Annotated in this window: 14 protein-coding genes; 13 read left to right on the top strand and 1 reads right to left on the bottom strand. The window is 35.3% G+C overall.

Annotated features, from left to right (window positions below):
- Window positions 1–42: 42 nt before the first annotated feature.
- The 4 genes from ACT9TX_RS02810 (at window position 43) to ACT9TX_RS02795 (ending at window position 4,417) form a co-directional block, all read left to right on the top strand.
- Window positions 43–705, top strand: a complete 663-nt coding sequence (locus tag ACT9TX_RS02810; protein WP_481336685.1) for a DUF4129 domain-containing protein — start codon at window positions 43–45, stop codon at window positions 703–705.
- On the top strand, window positions 702–1,892 hold the full coding sequence (locus ACT9TX_RS02805) for a DUF4350 domain-containing protein (protein ID WP_481336684.1): 1,191 nt from the start codon (window positions 702–704) through the stop codon (window positions 1,890–1,892). Before ACT9TX_RS02810 ends, ACT9TX_RS02805 begins: the two co-directional genes overlap by 4 nt.
- 58 nt (window positions 1,893–1,950) lie before the next feature.
- Window positions 1,951–2,913 carry an AAA family ATPase gene (locus ACT9TX_RS02800; RefSeq protein WP_481336683.1) on the top strand — a complete coding sequence of 321 codons (963 nt, stop codon included), beginning with the start codon at window positions 1,951–1,953 and terminating at the stop codon, window positions 2,911–2,913.
- Window positions 2,914–3,145: 232 nt separating this feature from the next.
- Window positions 3,146–4,417 carry a DUF58 domain-containing protein gene (locus tag ACT9TX_RS02795; RefSeq protein ID WP_481336682.1) on the top strand — a complete coding sequence of 424 codons (1,272 nt, stop codon included), beginning with the start codon at window positions 3,146–3,148 and terminating at the stop codon, window positions 4,415–4,417.
- Window positions 4,418–4,476: 59 nt separating this feature from the next.
- Here ACT9TX_RS02795 and ACT9TX_RS02790 read toward each other — a convergent pair whose 3' ends face one another.
- On the bottom strand, window positions 4,477–4,983 hold the full coding sequence (locus ACT9TX_RS02790; RefSeq protein WP_481336681.1) for a hypothetical protein: 507 nt from the start codon (window positions 4,981–4,983) through the stop codon (window positions 4,477–4,479).
- A gap of 255 nt (window positions 4,984–5,238) precedes the next feature.
- Here ACT9TX_RS02790 and ACT9TX_RS02785 point away from each other — a divergent pair, with 255 nt between their 5' ends.
- The 9 genes from ACT9TX_RS02785 (at window position 5,239) to ACT9TX_RS02745 (ending at window position 16,829) form a co-directional block, all read left to right on the top strand.
- Complete coding sequence (locus ACT9TX_RS02785) at window positions 5,239–5,775, top strand: hypothetical protein (protein WP_481336680.1); 537 nt, start codon at window positions 5,239–5,241, stop codon at window positions 5,773–5,775.
- Between the two features lie 84 nt (window positions 5,776–5,859).
- On the top strand, window positions 5,860–6,858 hold the full coding sequence (locus tag ACT9TX_RS02780; protein WP_481336679.1) for a VOC family protein: 999 nt from the start codon (window positions 5,860–5,862) through the stop codon (window positions 6,856–6,858).
- 133 nt (window positions 6,859–6,991) lie between these two features.
- Window positions 6,992–7,810 carry a glucose 1-dehydrogenase gene (locus ACT9TX_RS02775; protein ID WP_481336678.1) on the top strand — a complete coding sequence of 273 codons (819 nt, stop codon included), beginning with the start codon at window positions 6,992–6,994 and terminating at the stop codon, window positions 7,808–7,810.
- A gap of 87 nt (window positions 7,811–7,897) precedes the next feature.
- Window positions 7,898–8,440: a YHS domain-containing (seleno)protein gene (locus ACT9TX_RS02770; protein ID WP_481336677.1), complete on the top strand. Its 543-nt coding sequence runs from the start codon at window positions 7,898–7,900 to the stop codon at window positions 8,438–8,440.
- Window positions 8,441–8,458: 18 nt separating this feature from the next.
- A complete protein-coding gene (locus ACT9TX_RS02765) occupies window positions 8,459–8,935 on the top strand; it encodes a GlcG/HbpS family heme-binding protein (protein ID WP_481336676.1) in 477 nt (158 codons plus the stop codon).
- A 13-nt stretch (window positions 8,936–8,948) separates the two neighbouring features.
- Window positions 8,949–10,586, top strand: a complete 1,638-nt coding sequence (locus tag ACT9TX_RS02760) for an SMP-30/gluconolactonase/LRE family protein (protein WP_481336675.1) — start codon at window positions 8,949–8,951, stop codon at window positions 10,584–10,586.
- Between the two features lie 16 nt (window positions 10,587–10,602).
- Window positions 10,603–13,233 carry an MGH1-like glycoside hydrolase domain-containing protein gene (locus ACT9TX_RS02755; protein WP_481336674.1) on the top strand — a complete coding sequence of 877 codons (2,631 nt, stop codon included), beginning with the start codon at window positions 10,603–10,605 and terminating at the stop codon, window positions 13,231–13,233.
- 112 nt (window positions 13,234–13,345) lie between these two features.
- Window positions 13,346–15,295 carry an amylo-alpha-1,6-glucosidase gene (locus ACT9TX_RS02750; RefSeq protein ID WP_481336673.1) on the top strand — a complete coding sequence of 650 codons (1,950 nt, stop codon included), beginning with the start codon at window positions 13,346–13,348 and terminating at the stop codon, window positions 15,293–15,295.
- On the top strand, window positions 15,288–16,829 hold the full coding sequence (locus tag ACT9TX_RS02745; RefSeq protein WP_481336672.1) for a GMC oxidoreductase: 1,542 nt from the start codon (window positions 15,288–15,290) through the stop codon (window positions 16,827–16,829). Before ACT9TX_RS02750 ends, ACT9TX_RS02745 begins: the two co-directional genes overlap by 8 nt.
- Window positions 16,830–16,831: the final 2 nt, after the last annotated feature.

Here is a 16,831-nt window from a genome sequence, read left to right as displayed (position 1 = left end):
CAATACCAAGTGCTGAAATATTTTTGTTTGTTTATTCTTTTTATGTCGCTAGGGCAATTTGCTATTGCAAATCAGAAACCTTTGGTACTAGATTCAAGTACAGTAACGGTAAGGCCTTTTAACGATTCTAGCTATAAAAAAGACCAAGCTTTTGTGTACGAAGAAATGCCTATGCAAACCGAAACTTGGTGGGATAGAATATGGCGAAAATTTTGGAAATTTATTGACCAATTATTATCTACAAAAGGTGGTAAACAGTTTTTTAAATGGTGGCTACCTGCTATTGCGTTAGGCGTATTGGGCTTTTTTGTGTACAAGTTTACAGGCATGAGTAAGTCGGGCTTTTTTGGAAAAAATGGTGATGCTTCATTAGCTTATCAAGTAGATGAAGAGAATATTCATGAGCTAGATTTTAAAGCTGCAATTGAAAAAGCCATTGCTAATAATAATTATCGTTTAGCGGTGCGTTTATTGTATTTACAAACGCTGAAACAGTTAACAGATAATGGGCTTATCGATTGGCGCATTAATAAAACCAATGCTACTTATGTGCAAGAATTAACAGGCTATCATCAGCAAAATAGTTTTATTCAGCTTACCAATTATTTCGATAGAGTTTGGTATGGCGAAGCCAATATTAGCAACGAGCAATTTGCCGATGCACAACAATCATTTATTCAATTTCAACAACAAATACAGTCGTGAAAAGCTATAAATTCTCATTAATAGTGTCTGTGTTGTTGTTGGTATTGTACATACTCGCACAGATATATAAACCCAAGCCACTTGATTGGACGGTTACACTTAGCCAAAAAGATAAAAATCCTTTTGGTGCTTACATTGTGTATCATCAATTGCAGCACATATTTCCTAATGCTACTGTTTCTATTAGTAGAGATCCATTGTACACTAAACTGAATGATGAATCATTTGAGCAAACGGCTTATTTTGCTATTTCGCCTGAACTTGGTACAGATACTTTAGATGTTGCAGCAGCCTGTAAATTTGTAGAAGATGGCAACTATTTGTTTGTCTCAGCGAATGAATTAACCAAGAAATTAAGAGACACTTTAGGCATTACAATAACTGATTTTTACACTTTTAATATCAAAGATTCTAGTGCCATCAACTTTGTAAGTCCATCTGTAAGAGCACTTAAAAATTATACGTCTAGCAAGGCTATTGTAAATAATTATTTCGATAGCATTAAACGACCAGATAGCACAGTTGTATTGGGTACAAACGATAAAGGCAAAGCCAATTTTATAAAGGTAAATTGTGGCAAAGGCGCTTTTTTTGTGCATGCTACACCATTGGTGTTTAGCAATTATTTTATTGCCAAAGATGGTAACGCAAACTATACAGCTACGGCCTTAAGTTTTGTGCCACCAACGGTAACTACTGTAATTTGGGATGAATATTACAAGCTTGGTAGGGCAGGGGCTGCTACACCATTGCGTGTATTTTTAGAGAATGAATATCTGCGATGGGCTTTACGCCTTGCAATAGCAGCTATGTTGTTGTATGTGTTGTTCAACATCAAACGTAAGCAGCGCATCATACCTATCATCACGCCATTACAAAATGCTACGGTTGACTTTGTTAAAACCATTGCTGGTGTGTATTTTCATCAAAAAGATAACAAGGCTATTGCTTACAAAAAACTACAACATTGGCTAGATTTTGTAAGGCTGCGCTTTCAAATGTCTACCTTGGTACTTAACGATGATTTTGTGCAATTATTAGTAAAGAAAAGTGGTGTAGGGGCAGGGCATATTGAAAGCCTTATTCATTATGTAAGTGTGGTGGAAACACATGCAGTAAGCGATAAAATGCTATTAGAAATAAGCGATAGAATTGATAATTTTTATAAAGAAGCAAAAGCGAGTTAGCAATAATTTTTTTGAATAAACAACCATCATTTAAGTAACAGATATAGCAATCATTATTATGGAAAATATCATAGACACAACACCAATACAGCAAGCAATGGCTGCTGTAAAAGCAGAAATTGCCAAAGTATTAGTAGGTCAAGATGCAATGGTAGAGCTATTGCTCACAGCCATTTTAGCTGAAGGTCATGTATTGATAGAAGGTGTGCCAGGTGTGGCCAAAACATTGGCGGCAAAGCTAGTAGCACGTTGTATTAATGTGCCTTTTAGCCGTATTCAGTTTACGCCAGATTTAATGCCAAGCGATGTATTGGGTACAAACGTATTCAATCCACAATCAGGTAGTTTTAGCTATAAGCAAGGTCCTATTTTTAGCAATATTGTATTGATAGATGAGATCAACCGTTCGCCTGCCAAAACGCAAGCAGCTTTATTTGAGGTAATGGAAGAACGCCAAATAAGTAACGATGGTATTACCTACTTTTTGCAAGAACCATTTATGGTATTGGCTACGCAAAATCCTGTAGAGCAAGAAGGTACGTATCGCTTGCCAGAGGCGCAGTTAGACAGATTTTTATTTAAAATAGAAGTTGGTTATCCAGCATTGGAAGAAGAAATTTTAATTCTACAAAATGCTAATAAAGGTATTACCACACATTTTACAAATGCAGTATTTTCTGTGTTAAATGCATCTGATATTCAGTATTACAGAGGCCTTGTAAGCCAATTGCATATTGAAGAAAAAGTATTACAGTTTATCGCCCAATTAATTCAAGAAACGCGTACTAGTAAGTCGTTGTATTTAGGTGCATCACCACGTGCTAGCGTAGCTGTGTTAAAAGCTGCAAAAGCAATAGCAGCAATGGCTGGTAGAGATTTTGTAACACCAGATGATGTAACCAAAGTATTGTATCCTGTATTGTGCCATCGCATTATTTTAACACCAGAAAAAGAAATGGAAGGCAGTACACCTAAACAAGTAATTGAAGAACTGATGAAGAAGGTAGAAGTACCTAGGTAGATTTGAGATTTGGAATTTATGGTTTGAGATGTTGTGGCGTAAGCGTAGCTCAAAACCAATTAATTAAATTCAATCGGTAAATTTTAATTCTCGGAGCTGAAATTTCAAATCACAATTTTCAAATTAGAAATACTTTCATCATTCAATCATCCCAATCATTCAATCAGTGATTAAAAAATATCTCTCACCACTATACTTGAGTACCCGCTTTTATGTGGCAATACTCTTGTGTATGTTACTATTTCTAACCCGCTTTTTTGTGGCATGGCTAGGTGATATTCCAATGCTTGCTTTTCTTGGCTTCTTGGTGGTTTGTGTAATGGATTATTTGTTGTTGTTTGGTAAAAGGAACGCCATTTGGGCTAAACGTACCATGGCTGAGCGCTTTAGTAATGGTGACGATAACGAAGTGAGAATTGATATTGAAAACCGCTATGACTTTGCCACTAGCCTTGAAGTAATTGACGAAATTCCACACCAGTTTCAAAGAAGAGATGTGTTGTTTAAGTTGAATGTTGATGCCAATTCACAAAAGCACATTACATACCAATTGCGCCCAGTAAAGCGTGGTGCTTATGGCTTTGGTAATATTCGAGTGTTCGCAGCGTCACCCATTCATTTTTTCACACGGTGGTTTACGTTAGATGAACCGATTGAAGTACCTGTTTACCCATCTTATTTGGAATTGCGTAAGTACCAAATTATGGCTATCAGCAATCGCTTAAGTGAAGCTGGTGTAAAAAAGATTCGTCGCTTTGGCCACAGTATGGAATTTGAACAAATAAAAGAGTACGTACAAGGTGATGATTACCGCACACTAAACTGGAAAGCCACAGCCAAAAGTGGGCAGTTAATGGTAAATACTTATAGCGACGAAAAAAGCCAACAGATTTACTGCATCATTGATAAGGGCCGTGTAATGAAAATGCCTTTTGAAGGCTTGAGTTTGTTGGATTATTCTATCAATGCATCATTGGTATTAAGCAATGTAGCATTGATGAAACAAGATAAAGCTGGCTTGGTAACATTTGCCGAAGGCATAGGCGCATTTGTAAAAGCCGATAAGCGTTTACTGCAAATGCAAACCATTTTAGAAACGCTGTACAACCAAAAAACAAGGTATTTAGAAACAGACTTTGAAAGGCTCTACATCACCCTAAAAACCAAAGTAACACAGCGTAGTTTGGTGGTGCTGTTTACCAATTTTGAAAGCTTAAGCGGCATGAAGCGTCAGTTGCCTTTTTTAAGGAAAATTGCTAGTCAACACTTATTGGTAACCGTGTTTTTCGAGAACACAGAACTAGACCGTGTAATTACAAGACCTGCCGAAAATATAGAAGCTGTTTACACCAAAGCTATTGCAGAACAATTTGCGTACGAGAAGCGCCAAATTGTAAAGGAATTAAACAAGCATGGCATCATGAGTATTTTAACTGCGCCTAAGAATTTAACGGTAAATACGCTTAATAAATATTTAGAAATTAAGGCTAGAAATTTGATTTAGTAGCTTCTCGCAGATAGCGCAGCGTTAGTAGAATTTATTGTCTAGTGAATTAATCGTCCTTAAACTTGAGTTGCTGCCTCATATAATTCAGCTTGATGCAATAGCGTTTGTATTTCAATCTCTAGTTTTTTAATGGCTAGCCAACTATTTTTTGCTAATTTCTTCTCTGCATCCATCAACATTATTTCAAGCCAATTGTCTATTTTACTACTTATTTCAGTATGTTTATTTCTGTATGCATCTATAAATGCGAGCATATTGGCTGCTTGTTTTTGTTGCAACTGCATTTTATCTAGCTTTTTTTGCAGTGAATAACACTGTGCTTTGCACCACTCAGCCTCTTTTAGCATAGCTGCTTTATCAGTATCATTTGGCTTAGGTAATTCGGTATCTGGTAATTTAATGGTAATAAGAATCAAATCGTTTATTGCAATGCTTGCAGCAGATGGTAAATCCCTAGTATCGTTATCGTGGCGGCTAAGGGTACTTTGTTTAGCACCAATAATTGCACCTAACGCTTGTTGGCTAATGCCAATTTTCTCGTACAAAAAACTACTTACCCCCATAAAATTCCATTACGTTGTTGACTTGAAATTTAATTTGTCATATTCTAGTTGTCATAAATAAAAATATGACAAACACAATATTACAAGTTTGTCATAAAAGTTTTGTCATAAAATAAAATATGACAAGTTGGATATGACAACTTGCTTTTTATTTTTTTCATAAACAACAAGCAGACTATTTAGAAATGCGCTTACAAAATTTTCTTAAATACTTTTACAAATAAATTTGCTTCAAACAGTTAATAAATCACCATTATGCCCGATAGCAATATTCTTGCATTTTTATTTAGTACAATAGCTACTATTGTGGCCACACTTACAGGGTTAATTGGTGCTTTTGCAACTTTTAAATTACAAAAATTTGAAAGTAAACTTGATTTTTTAAAAGATTATACGCTGCATAAAGAATTGGATGAAGCAAAAACCTTAAACAGCAAAATAAGAGAACGTCATTATGCATCTATCCGAAAAATTTACTTGCACAATATGACAGCTATTGAAGAATTAAAAAGCTGTATTGAAGAATTGGATTATCATAATCATACTGAAGAATATGAGCAAGATTTAGAAAATATTACTAGCTTTCAAAAACAGTACGATGATATACGCGAACACTCTAAAAACGAATTTGCTAAATCTTTAGTTTTTGCAATGCTCTGCTTAGTTGGGCTTTTATTCACCAATGCTATTCTTCAATCATCTTTTATGTGGTTCATTCTGGCGGCTTATTTTTCTGGGTTAATATACATCTTCAATATTTTTATTAAGCAAATAAAGCAACTGATGGCCTAAATTATTTTATTGAGAAGCTGTAAGGTTTTAATGCTGTAGAAGTCTAGAGTTTTAGTAAAAGTGATTTACTAAAAACCAAACTAGATGCAGCCTAAACTAATTTTTGCTTTTTTACTGTTTTCTTTTTCAGTTAATGCCCAAATTCAATCTGTAGAAAAGGTTACCATTACCGTTTCGGATGTTGATAAGGTTAAGTTATTTTATATAGATGCCTTTGGAGCAAAGGAAATAAAAACCAATGTTTTTAAAAATAATGTGCTTGGGCAGTTGTTTAATATTACCGATGCAACTACTGAGGTAAAAACTGTATTACTGCAAATAGGTAGAGAATATGTGGAACTACAATCTTTTAAAGGTAAAAACATCCATTCATCCTTAATTCCTGAGGATTCTAAAAGTAATGACTTGTGGTTTCAGCACATTGCAGTTGTAGTGCCTAATATGCAAAAAGCGTTTGATGCTATTCACCAAAAAATGGCAGTATTTGTTTCTACCGCACCGCAAACATTACCAGTTTATTTGCCAGCTGCAGCAGGTATTAGTGCATTTTACTTTAGAGACCCAGATGGTCATAATTTAGAAGTGATCAATTTTCCAAAAGGTAAAGGCAATCCTAAGTGGCAAGCAGATACTACTGTAACTTTTGCTGGTATTGATCATACTGCCATTGGTATTTCTAACACCGATGTCCAATACAAATTTTACAAAGACATTCTAGGGATGACAATTGGCGGGCATAGTGAAAACTATGGTACTGAGCAAGAACACTTAAATCAAGTATTTGGTGCGAGGCTTTGGATTACTGGTATGCAAGCCCCAAAAGGATTTGGAATTGAATTTTTGCAATACATAGCTCCACCAGGTGGTAGAAAATATCCAATAAAAAGTCGGGTATACGATTTATGGCATTGGCATACAACCATAACAGTTAGTGATATTGAGAATGTTTATAAAAAATGTGTGGCCCAACAATTAAAATTTATCTCAAATGGTATTGTATCTCTCCACAGCAAAGATGTTGGCTATACAAAAGCATTTATGGTGAGAGATGCTGATGGCCATGCAGTTTTGGTTACTAATTAATTGCAGCAGCATCATTTGTTAAAAAGGAAATACACCTAAGTTACTAGAACATTAATTTTTAATTCGGCTGTAAGATTTTACAAGCCTTTCAGTCTTCAATCATAATTACCAAACACTATCAATCTTTAAATTTATGGCTGAAACAAAACTAAAACTACAAGGGCAGGTGGCCATTATTACTGGTGCAGGAAGCGGCATTGGCAAAGGATGTGCTATTGAACTAGCAAAAAACGGTGCTACTGTTGTCATCAATTATCCGTTTGAGGGGGCAAAAGCTGCAGCCGAAGAAGTTGCTGCAACTATTATTGCTTCTGGCGGTAAAGCTTCAACACATCAATGTGATGTAAGTAAAGAAGACGAGGTAATAAAAATGTTTACAGATACGATTGCTGCCTATGGCACAGTAGATATTTTAATAAACAATGCAGGCTTACAAAAAGATGCAAAGTTTACTGAAATGACACTTGACCAATGGAACACCGTGATAGGTATCAATCTAACAGGACAATTTCTTTGTGCCCGTGAAGCCATCAAAGAATTTTTGCGAAGAGGTGTAGATGAAACCAAAAGCAGAGCAGCAGGTAAAATTATTTGTATGAGTAGTGTGCATGAGGTGATTCCTTGGGCAGGCCATGCCAACTATGCTGCAAGTAAAGGCGGTGTGATGTTAATGATGAAAACCATTGCCCAAGAATTTGCACCAAAAAAAATTCGTATTAATTCTATTTGTCCTGGTGCAATTGCTACGCCTATTAACCATGATGCTTGGGATACTCCTTCACATTTAGAAAGTTTATTAAAATTAATTCCTGAAAAAAGAATTGGGCAACCAGAAGATATTGGTAAAGCGGCTGTTTGGCTTTGTAGCGATGATGCCGATTATATAAATGGTACATCCTTATTTGTAGATGGCGGTATGACGCTATATCCAGGCTTCGAGGATAATGGCTAGAGGCTTTATTGGCTTTACAAAAACCATAACTTTTTATTAAATAATTTCAATCAATCTCAATAATAATTAAAAAATTAAAACACAATAATGAAAAAAATAATTTTCGCTTTGCTTGCCTCTGCCACAATAATTTGTGCAAATGCTCAAGTACCCACCAAAAGTTCTGATGGTAAATACACGTTAAATCTTGATGAAAATGGCTGTATGTTACGTGGCTACGATGTAGTAGCTATGCAAACCATGCCTGATAAAACCCTAAAAGGCGATAAAAAATTTGAATCCACTTTTCAAGGGGCAAAATATTGGTTTATATCAGCAGAAAATAAAGTACTATTTGATGCAGACCCAGCTAAATATGCACCACTATACGGTGGCTTTTGCGCCGTTGCAGTTACAGAAGGCAACTTACGCCCAATACAGGTTTGGACACACGAACTTACAAACGGCCATCTTGTAGTAAATCATAATGCAAAAGCAAAAGGCTTATGGGATAACAACCCCAAAAAAAGGCTTAAAAAAGCAGAGAAAAATTGGCCAACTGTTAATTTAAAAGATGCCAAATACGACATCTTACACGGTAACGAAACACAGGCAAGTCTTGCTGCAACATCTTACGAAGAAAAAAACTAACCTCTTAAAATCAAACAAATGAAAACGTTGAAAATAATTGTTGCCTTTTTTCTGTGTATCGCTTTAATTAGTAAACCGAAAGCACAGGTAACAAGCACATACAAACTTACTTTGGCTGCCGCAAAAACTATTGCTACAGAAGCTATAAAGTATGCTAATGCTAATAATGCACCTGGTGGCAGTATTGCAATTGTAGATGCAGGTGGCACTGTAATATATCTTGAAAGATTGGACAATACTTTTCCTAAAGCTTCAGAAGTATCTATTGAAAAAGCAAAAACTGCAGCTGCTTTTAAAATGGAAACCAAAAATTTTGAAGATAAATTAAATGGTGGAAGGTTTGCCTTGGCTACTGTTGGGCCTGTAATGCTGCAAGGTGGTGTTCCTATTATTTATAAAGGTGAAGTAATTGGCGCTATTGGTGTTAGCGGTTCTAAATCTGCAGATCAAGATACCGAAATTGCTAAAGCTGCGATAGCAGTAAAATTTGATTAAAAAAGCAATTAAAATGAAAAAAACGATTATCATAAGTATTGCTTTTTTATCAATATTTTTTATAACAAATGCACAGGAATTAAGAGAATTGTCCTTTGGTAAAACAGATGCTATTATTAATCTTAAAACTGTTGAAGGAACAGGGTTAGTAAATGCACAATGGCAAAGCTTATCTACTACTATTGTACCTGCAACTTTTAAAGCGCCTGGTTCATCAGATAATGATAAACTACTGCTATACCCAACTGGCAAAGCCATAAATACAAACAATATTTTCCCAAAATACGGTACACCAGAATTTATAAGTGCTAAATGGGAAAATGTAGCGGCTAATGATTTAGAAACTAGGTGTGGCAATGGTTTACAAAGTCATGTGTGGTATAAATTAAAAGTTACCATTCCTGAAAAAATTGGCAATATATCTGCCGAAGGCACAAGAATAATTTTTGAAATTGTTGCTGATGATTACAGTGAAGTTTTTGTAAATGGCAAATTAAATAAAACATTTGGTGCTAGAAACAATGGCGTTATAGGCGGTTGGAATGCTAGACAACGTGTATGGCTAACCGATAATGCTAAAGTGGGCGAAAGTTTTGATATCGCCGTTTTAGTAACCAATGGTCCCATTGCTGATATACCCGATAATTATGTGTGGATACGAAGTGCAACACTAGATGTGTACAACCAAAAGCCAATACCTGATAATTGGAAAAATTTAGGGCAGATAATCACTATCGATGGTGATTTAAAAACAGTAATCAATCCTTTAGAAAAAATTGAAAAATTGGCGGATGGTTTTGAATTTACCGAAGGGCCGGTATGGCATCCTGATGGGTACTTATTATTCAGCGATCCTAATCAAAATATAATTTACAAATACGATACTAAGCTTGGCAATATTGGTGTGTACATGACTAAGTCAGGTTATACAGGTACAGATATTGGCGAATATCACCAACCAGGTAGTAATGGATTAGCGATAGATAATGAAGGGCGTTTAATAGTTTGCCAACATGGCAACCACGCCATTATTCGTCATGAGAAAAAAGGGCCTCAAATAGTATTAGCTAACTCATACCAAGGTAAAAGACTGAATAGCCCAAATGATTTGGTAATAAAATCTGATGATGCTATTTATTTTACAGATCCGCCATATGGTCTGCCAAAAGCATTTAACGATACAAGAAAAGAACTTAATTTTTCTGGTGTGTACAGAATTAAAAACGGTATTACTGAATTGCTTTCTACTGATTTAAAAGGCCCTAACGGGATTGCTTTTTCACCAGATGAAAAATATTTGTATGTAAGCAATTGGGATATTACAGACATCCATCACACCAAAACATTGTGGCGTTACGATGTAAAGCATGATGGAACTTTACAAAATGGGAAAATATTTTTTGATATGAACCAAACTGATGATGATGAAGCATTGGATGGGATAAAGATTGATATAAAAGGAAACATTTTTGTTTCTGCACCTGGTGGTGTTTGGATTATTTCTCCCGAAGGAAAATATTTAGGTAAAATTATTGGCCCCGAAAGACCAGCAAATATGGCTTGGGGTGATGATGGTAAAACATTATATCTTACTGCACATACAGGTTTATACAAAATACGAACTTTAAATGGCGGAAAAATTGCCAAATAAATAAATGCTTTTACAAATGGAGAATAAACGAATAGCCGACAATAATACACATAGCCACTGGTACAAATGGGGCCCTTACCTAAGCGAACGCCAATGGGGAACAGTAAGAGAAGATTATAGTGAAAATGGCAGTGCTTGGGATTATTTTCCGCATGACCATGCACGCAGTCGTGTGTATCGCTGGGGTGAAGATGGTATTGCAGGTATTAGTGATAGCAAACAACGTTTATGTTTTGCCGTTACATTATGGAACGGGCAGGATGATATTTTAAAAGAACGCATGTTTGGCCTTGCAGGGCCAGAGGGCAATCATGGCGAAGATGTAAAGGAATTGTATTATTATTTAGATAATACACCCACGCACTCGTATATGAAGCATTTGTACAAATACCCACAATCTAAATTTCCATATGCCGATTTGGTAAATACCAATAAAAAAAGAAGCAAAGACAAGCTAGAATATGAATTATTGAATACTGGCATCTTTAACAATAACGAGTACTTTGATGTGTTTACAGAATATGCTAAAAATAACGAAGAAGATATTCTAATAAACATTACGGTTGAGAATCGTTCTAACACAGAAGCACCTATATGGGTGTTACCAACTTTGTGGTGTAGAAATTTGTGGAGTTTTGGATTAATGGAAACCAAACCTAAAATCTTGCTTTCGCACTTAGATAAACAACAGCCAAACGGTGTTTTAGAAATTTTGCACCCGGAATTAGGTAATTATTTTTTGTATTTTGATATTACTAAAAAAGTATTGTTCACAGAAAATGAAACCAATACTGAACGGTTATACAATGTGCCAAATCAATCGCCTTTTGTAAAAGACTTTTTTCATAAAGCCATTATTAATAGCGATTTTGCTATTATAGAGAATAAAACAGAAGGCACAAAAGCTGCACCATTGTACCAATACAATGTTGGTGCACAAAGCAATATTGTTATAAAATTGCGACTATCAAACACAGAACTATCCAATCCGTTAGGAGAAGATTTTAATGCCATTTTTGAAAACCGCAAAGCTGAGGCAGATACTTTTTACAATAATATTTACAAAGGCCAAAATGCAGACGAAGCTTTAGTACAACGTCAAGCTTTTGCTGGTATGTTGTGGAGTAAACAATATTTTAATATTGATATTCCAACTTGGTTAGATGGTGATATTGGACTGCCAAAGCCACCTGAAAGCCGTAAAAATGGCCGTAATAGTGCTTGGCGTACTTTAAACAATGAAGATATTATTTCAATGCCCGATAAATGGGAATATCCTTGGTATGCCGCATGGGACTTAGCATTTCATTGTATTTCGCTTGCATTGGTAGATGCACATTTTGCCAAATCGCAATTGATACTTTTTCTACGTGAATGGTATATGCACCCCAATGGGCAAATACCTGCCTATGAATGGGCATTTGGCGATGTAAACCCACCTGTGCATGCTTGGGCTTGCTTGCAGGTATATAAGACGGATAAGAAAAATACAGGCATTGGCGATACTAAATTTTTAAAAAGAGTATTTCAAAAGTTAACGCTAAACTTTACTTGGTGGGTAAACCGTAAAGATGCAAAAGGGAACAATGTTTTTGAAGGCGGCTTTTTGGGTTTGGATAATATTGGGGTGTTTGATAGAAGTGCTGGTTTGCCTGGCGGTGCGTTGTTAGAGCAGGCAGATGGCACAAGTTGGATGGCCATGTATTGCCTCAATATGCTAGAAATGAGTTTGCTTATTGCCGAAGAAGACGATGCGTACGAGGATGTTGCTACTAAGTTTTTTGAACATTTTATGTTGATTGCAGAATCATTGAATAAAATAGGTTCTGGCTGGACTGGAAGCTGGGATGAAAAAGAAGGATTTTTTTATGATGTTTTAGCTATGCCAAATGGCGATTATATTCCATTGAAAGTTCGTTCATTGGTTGGGTTAAGTACCACTTTTGCGGTGCTAAAAATTGATAGAGAGATAGTAAAAAAATTACCCGACTTCTATAAAAGATTACTTTGGTTTAAAGCTTATCACGAAAAAAATTCAAACTATAAAGTCTTACACGATTTTGAAGAAAGTAGTGATATTTTGCTTTCGTTAGTGCCAAAAGATAGAATGGAACGATTGTTAAATGCCATGTTAGATGAAAAAGAGTTTTTATCTGTTGGTGGTATTAGGGCATTATCAAAAATTCATGAGAATGGCTACCAAGTAAATGTTCAAGGCGAAGTGTATGGGTTAACGTATGAACCTGCTGAAAGTCATACGGGTTTATTTGGCGGCAACAGTAATTGGCGTGGCCCTATTTGGATGCCAATGAATTATATGCTCATACATTCATTGTATATATATCACTCCTATTATAATGATAGAATACTTACCGATTTTCCTACTGGTTCTAAAAATTATTTCAATTTAAACGAGGTTGCCAATCAACTTTCTAAAAGGTTAATTTCTATCTTTTTAAAAGATGCAGAAGGCAAAAGACCGATACATGGGTTAGATCCTATTTATCAGCAAAGCGAATATTTTAAAGACTTGATTTTGTTCTACGAATATTTTGATGGCGATACAGCACGTGGTGTTGGTGCCACCCATCAGACTGGTTGGACGGGGCTAGTAGCCGAGTTAATTGAAAGAGTTAACGCAGAATAAAATGTTTAATTCTAAATCATAAAGAAATCATAAAAGATCATCTTTTAGTAAGACTCATCATCTTGTAGCGTCAGTAAAGTTGTACTTAATTTATAAAATTCAAAACTAACTTATGCAACTTAATCAAGACATTGTACAGATTAAAAACAAAGAATACGTTATAACGAATGGTATTGGCGGTTATAGCTCTTCATCATTATGTGGTATGAATACAAGGCGTTATCATGGTTTGTTGGTAGCCTCTTTGAATCCACCAGTAGAAAGGTATGTAGTAGTTTCAAAAATTGAAGAAACAATTGTTAATACCAATGGTGAAGTCATCAATATTTCTACCAATCAATATCCAGGTACTTTTTACCCAAATGGGTATATGCATCAGCATAGTTTTAGCAAACAACCTATTCCAACCTTCTTTTATAAGTTGGATAACGGTATACAAATTGAAAAATCGGTTTGCATGGTACAGGGTAGTAATACAGTAATTGTAGAATACTTTAATTGTGGAAACATTGATTTTGAATTAAAACTGAACCCATTTTATGTATTAAGAGACTATCATTCTCTTAATAACGAAACTAATTTGGATGCTTACAGCACTGAAATTAAAAATGATGTTATCGCCATTTCACACAATGGTATGCCTCAAAAAGTTTATTGTAAAATAAGTAATGGAGCTTTTGAAGAAAATAAAGCCATTTATTTCAATGTTGAATATTTTCAGGAACAGAATAGAGGGTTTGACTTTGCAGAAAATATGTTTTCAGCAGGTAGCTTTAATAGTAATCTAAAAGTAGGCGACGCTATACAAATTGTGTTTTCTTTAGATGAAACTATTTTAAACCAAAATCCTAAAATGCTTATTGCGGGCGAAATAGTACGTCTACAAAATATTGCTGTAGATGAAAAAAATAATTTTTTAAAAGACCTTATTATATCAGGTAACCAATTTATTGTTGATAGAAAAAGTACCAATCATAAGTCTATTATTGCAGGCTATCACTGGTTTACCGATTGGGGAAGAGATACCATGATTGCAATGCGTGGGCTAACCATTGCTATAGGTGATAAGGAAATTTCCGAATCAATCCTGACGTCTTTTTTAACTAATCTTAGCGAAGGCATGTTGCCCAATCGCTTTAGCGATAAAGATGAAACACCAGAATACAATACAGCCGATGCCACATTGTGGATGTTTATTGTACTATATGAGTATTATCAAAAATTTAAAGACCTCGATTTTATTCAACAGTATTTTGAGCAACTAAAAGAAATTATTGAAGCTCATATAAATGGCACGCGTTACAATATTAAAGTAAATGAAGACGGTATGTTGTATGCAGGCGAGGAAGGCGTGCAAATAACCTGGATGGATGCAAAAGTTGGCGACTTTGTGGTAACACCAAGAATTGGCTACACAGTAGAATTGAATATGCTTTGGTACAATACCTTAAAGATTTTTGATTTTTTCAGTAAAGCATTACAAGACAGTTCTTTATTGGTAAATGACCATATTAAGAAGATAGAGAAAAATTTTCACAAGTATTTTTGGAATGAATACTCCTTTTTAAATGATGTTATTAGTTCGGATAAACACGCAGACCAAAGTTTTCGCCCCAATCAAGTATATGCCATCAGCTTACCTTTTACGATGTTGAATCAGATGGAAGGCGTAATGGTATTGCATTCTATTAAAGAAAAATTATTAACCAATTATGGCTTAAGAAGCTTAAGTACTGATGGTGAAAAATTTATTGCAGAATATAAAGGTGATAGTTGGCATAGAGATAATGCCTATCATCAAGGTACTGTGTGGAGCTTTTTATTACCTGAATTCTGTTTAGGCTGGTTAAAACAATATCAATATTCTGTAACCGCATTAAAGCAGGTTAGACAATGGATAGCTCCATTAGAAGCGCATTTCTATGACAATAATGGCATTGAAGCTATTTCTGAGATTTTTGATGGACTAAACCCTAGTGATGGTAAGGGTTGCATACAACAAGCATGGAGTGTTGGGATGATGATTAAATTATTAAAAGAATTAAATGTAAATCATGAATAATTACGATATCATTATTATTGGCACGGGTTCAGGCGGTTCAGCAATGGCGTATCAACTGGCACCTACAGGAAAAAAAATCCTAATTCTTGAAAGAGGTGGATTTATACCTAAAGAAAAAGACAATTGGGATGCTAAAAAAGTGGTTGCAGAAGGCATCTATCGCCCTAACGTAATGTGGTATGATAAAGAGGATAAACCTTTTAAGCCATTTATACACTATAACGTAGGTGGTAATTCTAAATTTTATGGTGCTGCCATGTTTCGCTTTAGAGAATCTGATTTTAAAGAAGTACAGCATTATGGTGGCACATCACCTGCGTGGCCATTTGGATATGATACGTTAGAGCAATATTACGATAAGGCTGAGAAATTGTTTAGTGTGCATGGCGAAAGAGGTGCTGATCCTACTGAGCCGCCAACACATACGAGCTATCCATATCAGCCTTTACCATACGAACCTTTAACTAAAGATTTAAGCGAAAAGTTACAGCAAATTGGGTTGCAGCCTTTTCCTTTGCCAATGGCAGTGAAGCTGCCGCAGGATGATAATAAAAATGCTTCGCCAGTAATTTTGGAAAATTTTGACGGTTTTCCTGACCCCACAGATAGTAAGGCTGATGGACAAACCAGTTGCTTAAATATTGCTTTGCAACATCCCAATGTTACAATGCTAATTAATGCCTTTGTAGAAAAAATAGTAACTAGCCAAGATGGCAAAACAGCAGCAGGAATTGAAGTGGTAATTGATGGCGAAATCAAATATTTTACTGCCAATTTAATTTTTACAGCTTGCGGTGCTATTAATTCGGCAGCACTTTTTTTAAGAAGTAAAAATGACAAACACCCAAATGGTCTTGCTAATAGCAGCGGATTGGTGGGTAAAAATTTAATGTTACATCACAATGGTTGTTTGGTTGCATTTACTAAAAAGAATAATGACTGCAAGTTTCAAAAAAGTTTCGGCATAGCCGATTTTTACTATGGTGCAGATGATAGTAAACTTCCATTAGGCGAAATTCAGTTAATGGGTAGAAATGATCCAGATACTATCATGTGGTTGGGAAGTGAAAAATATCCTGGCAAAACATACGATGAATTAAAAGCGATGAGCATTGATTTTTGGTTGACTGCCGAAGATTTGCCCTCAGAAAAAAATAGCGTTAGCCTACGAGAAGATGGCAGTATTAAAGTTAGCTATGAACCAACCAATATTGTCGCCTACCAAAAATTGAAAGAAAAGCTAAAGCAAATTTTTGAAAAACTTGGTGCAATAGATGCAGATTATCAAGATGTTTTTTGGAATGGCTATGATTTAGATGTAACTGGTGTAAGCCATCAAAATGGTACTTTAAAAATGGGTGTAGATGCTGCTAGCAGTGTGGTAGATACACATTGCAAAACACACGATATTGATAATCTGTATGTATGTGATGCCAGTTTCTTCCCTAGTTGTGGTGCTTTTAATCCCGCATTAACATTGGTCGCAAATTCATTGAGAGTAGGTAAACATGTAATTGAACATTATGAATTATAATT

It is taken from the genome of Parasediminibacterium sp. HNIBRBA5674 (assembly GCF_056745525.1).
The sequence above is the reverse complement of the archived record's forward strand: the minus strand, read 5'-3'. Positions and strand labels throughout refer to the sequence as shown.

Bases quoted from the DNA above. Each gene is read 5' to 3' on its own strand.
- ACT9TX_RS02750 (WP_481336673.1), top strand. From the start codon at position 13,346: ATGCAACTTAATCAAGACATTGTACAGATTAAAAACAAAGAATACGTT.
- ACT9TX_RS02810 (WP_481336685.1), top strand. From the start codon at position 43: ATGTCGCTAGGGCAATTTGCTATTGCAAATCAGAAACCTTTGGTACTA.
- ACT9TX_RS02785 (WP_481336680.1), top strand. From the start codon at position 5,239: ATGCCCGATAGCAATATTCTTGCATTTTTATTTAGTACAATAGCTACT.
- ACT9TX_RS02770 (WP_481336677.1), top strand. From the start codon at position 7,898: ATGAAAAAAATAATTTTCGCTTTGCTTGCCTCTGCCACAATAATTTGT.
- ACT9TX_RS02765 (WP_481336676.1), top strand. From the start codon at position 8,459: ATGAAAACGTTGAAAATAATTGTTGCCTTTTTTCTGTGTATCGCTTTA.
- ACT9TX_RS02795 (WP_481336682.1), top strand. From the start codon at position 3,146: ATGTTACTATTTCTAACCCGCTTTTTTGTGGCATGGCTAGGTGATATT.
- ACT9TX_RS02745 (WP_481336672.1), top strand. From the start codon at position 15,288: ATGAATAATTACGATATCATTATTATTGGCACGGGTTCAGGCGGTTCA.
- ACT9TX_RS02780 (WP_481336679.1), top strand. From the start codon at position 5,860: ATGCAGCCTAAACTAATTTTTGCTTTTTTACTGTTTTCTTTTTCAGTT.
- ACT9TX_RS02755 (WP_481336674.1), top strand. From the start codon at position 10,603: ATGGAGAATAAACGAATAGCCGACAATAATACACATAGCCACTGGTAC.
- ACT9TX_RS02775 (WP_481336678.1), top strand. From the start codon at position 6,992: ATGGCTGAAACAAAACTAAAACTACAAGGGCAGGTGGCCATTATTACT.
- ACT9TX_RS02760 (WP_481336675.1), top strand. From the start codon at position 8,949: ATGAAAAAAACGATTATCATAAGTATTGCTTTTTTATCAATATTTTTT.
- ACT9TX_RS02800 (WP_481336683.1), top strand. From the start codon at position 1,951: ATGGAAAATATCATAGACACAACACCAATACAGCAAGCAATGGCTGCT.
- ACT9TX_RS02790 (WP_481336681.1), bottom strand. From the start codon at position 4,983: ATGGGGGTAAGTAGTTTTTTGTACGAGAAAATTGGCATTAGCCAACAA.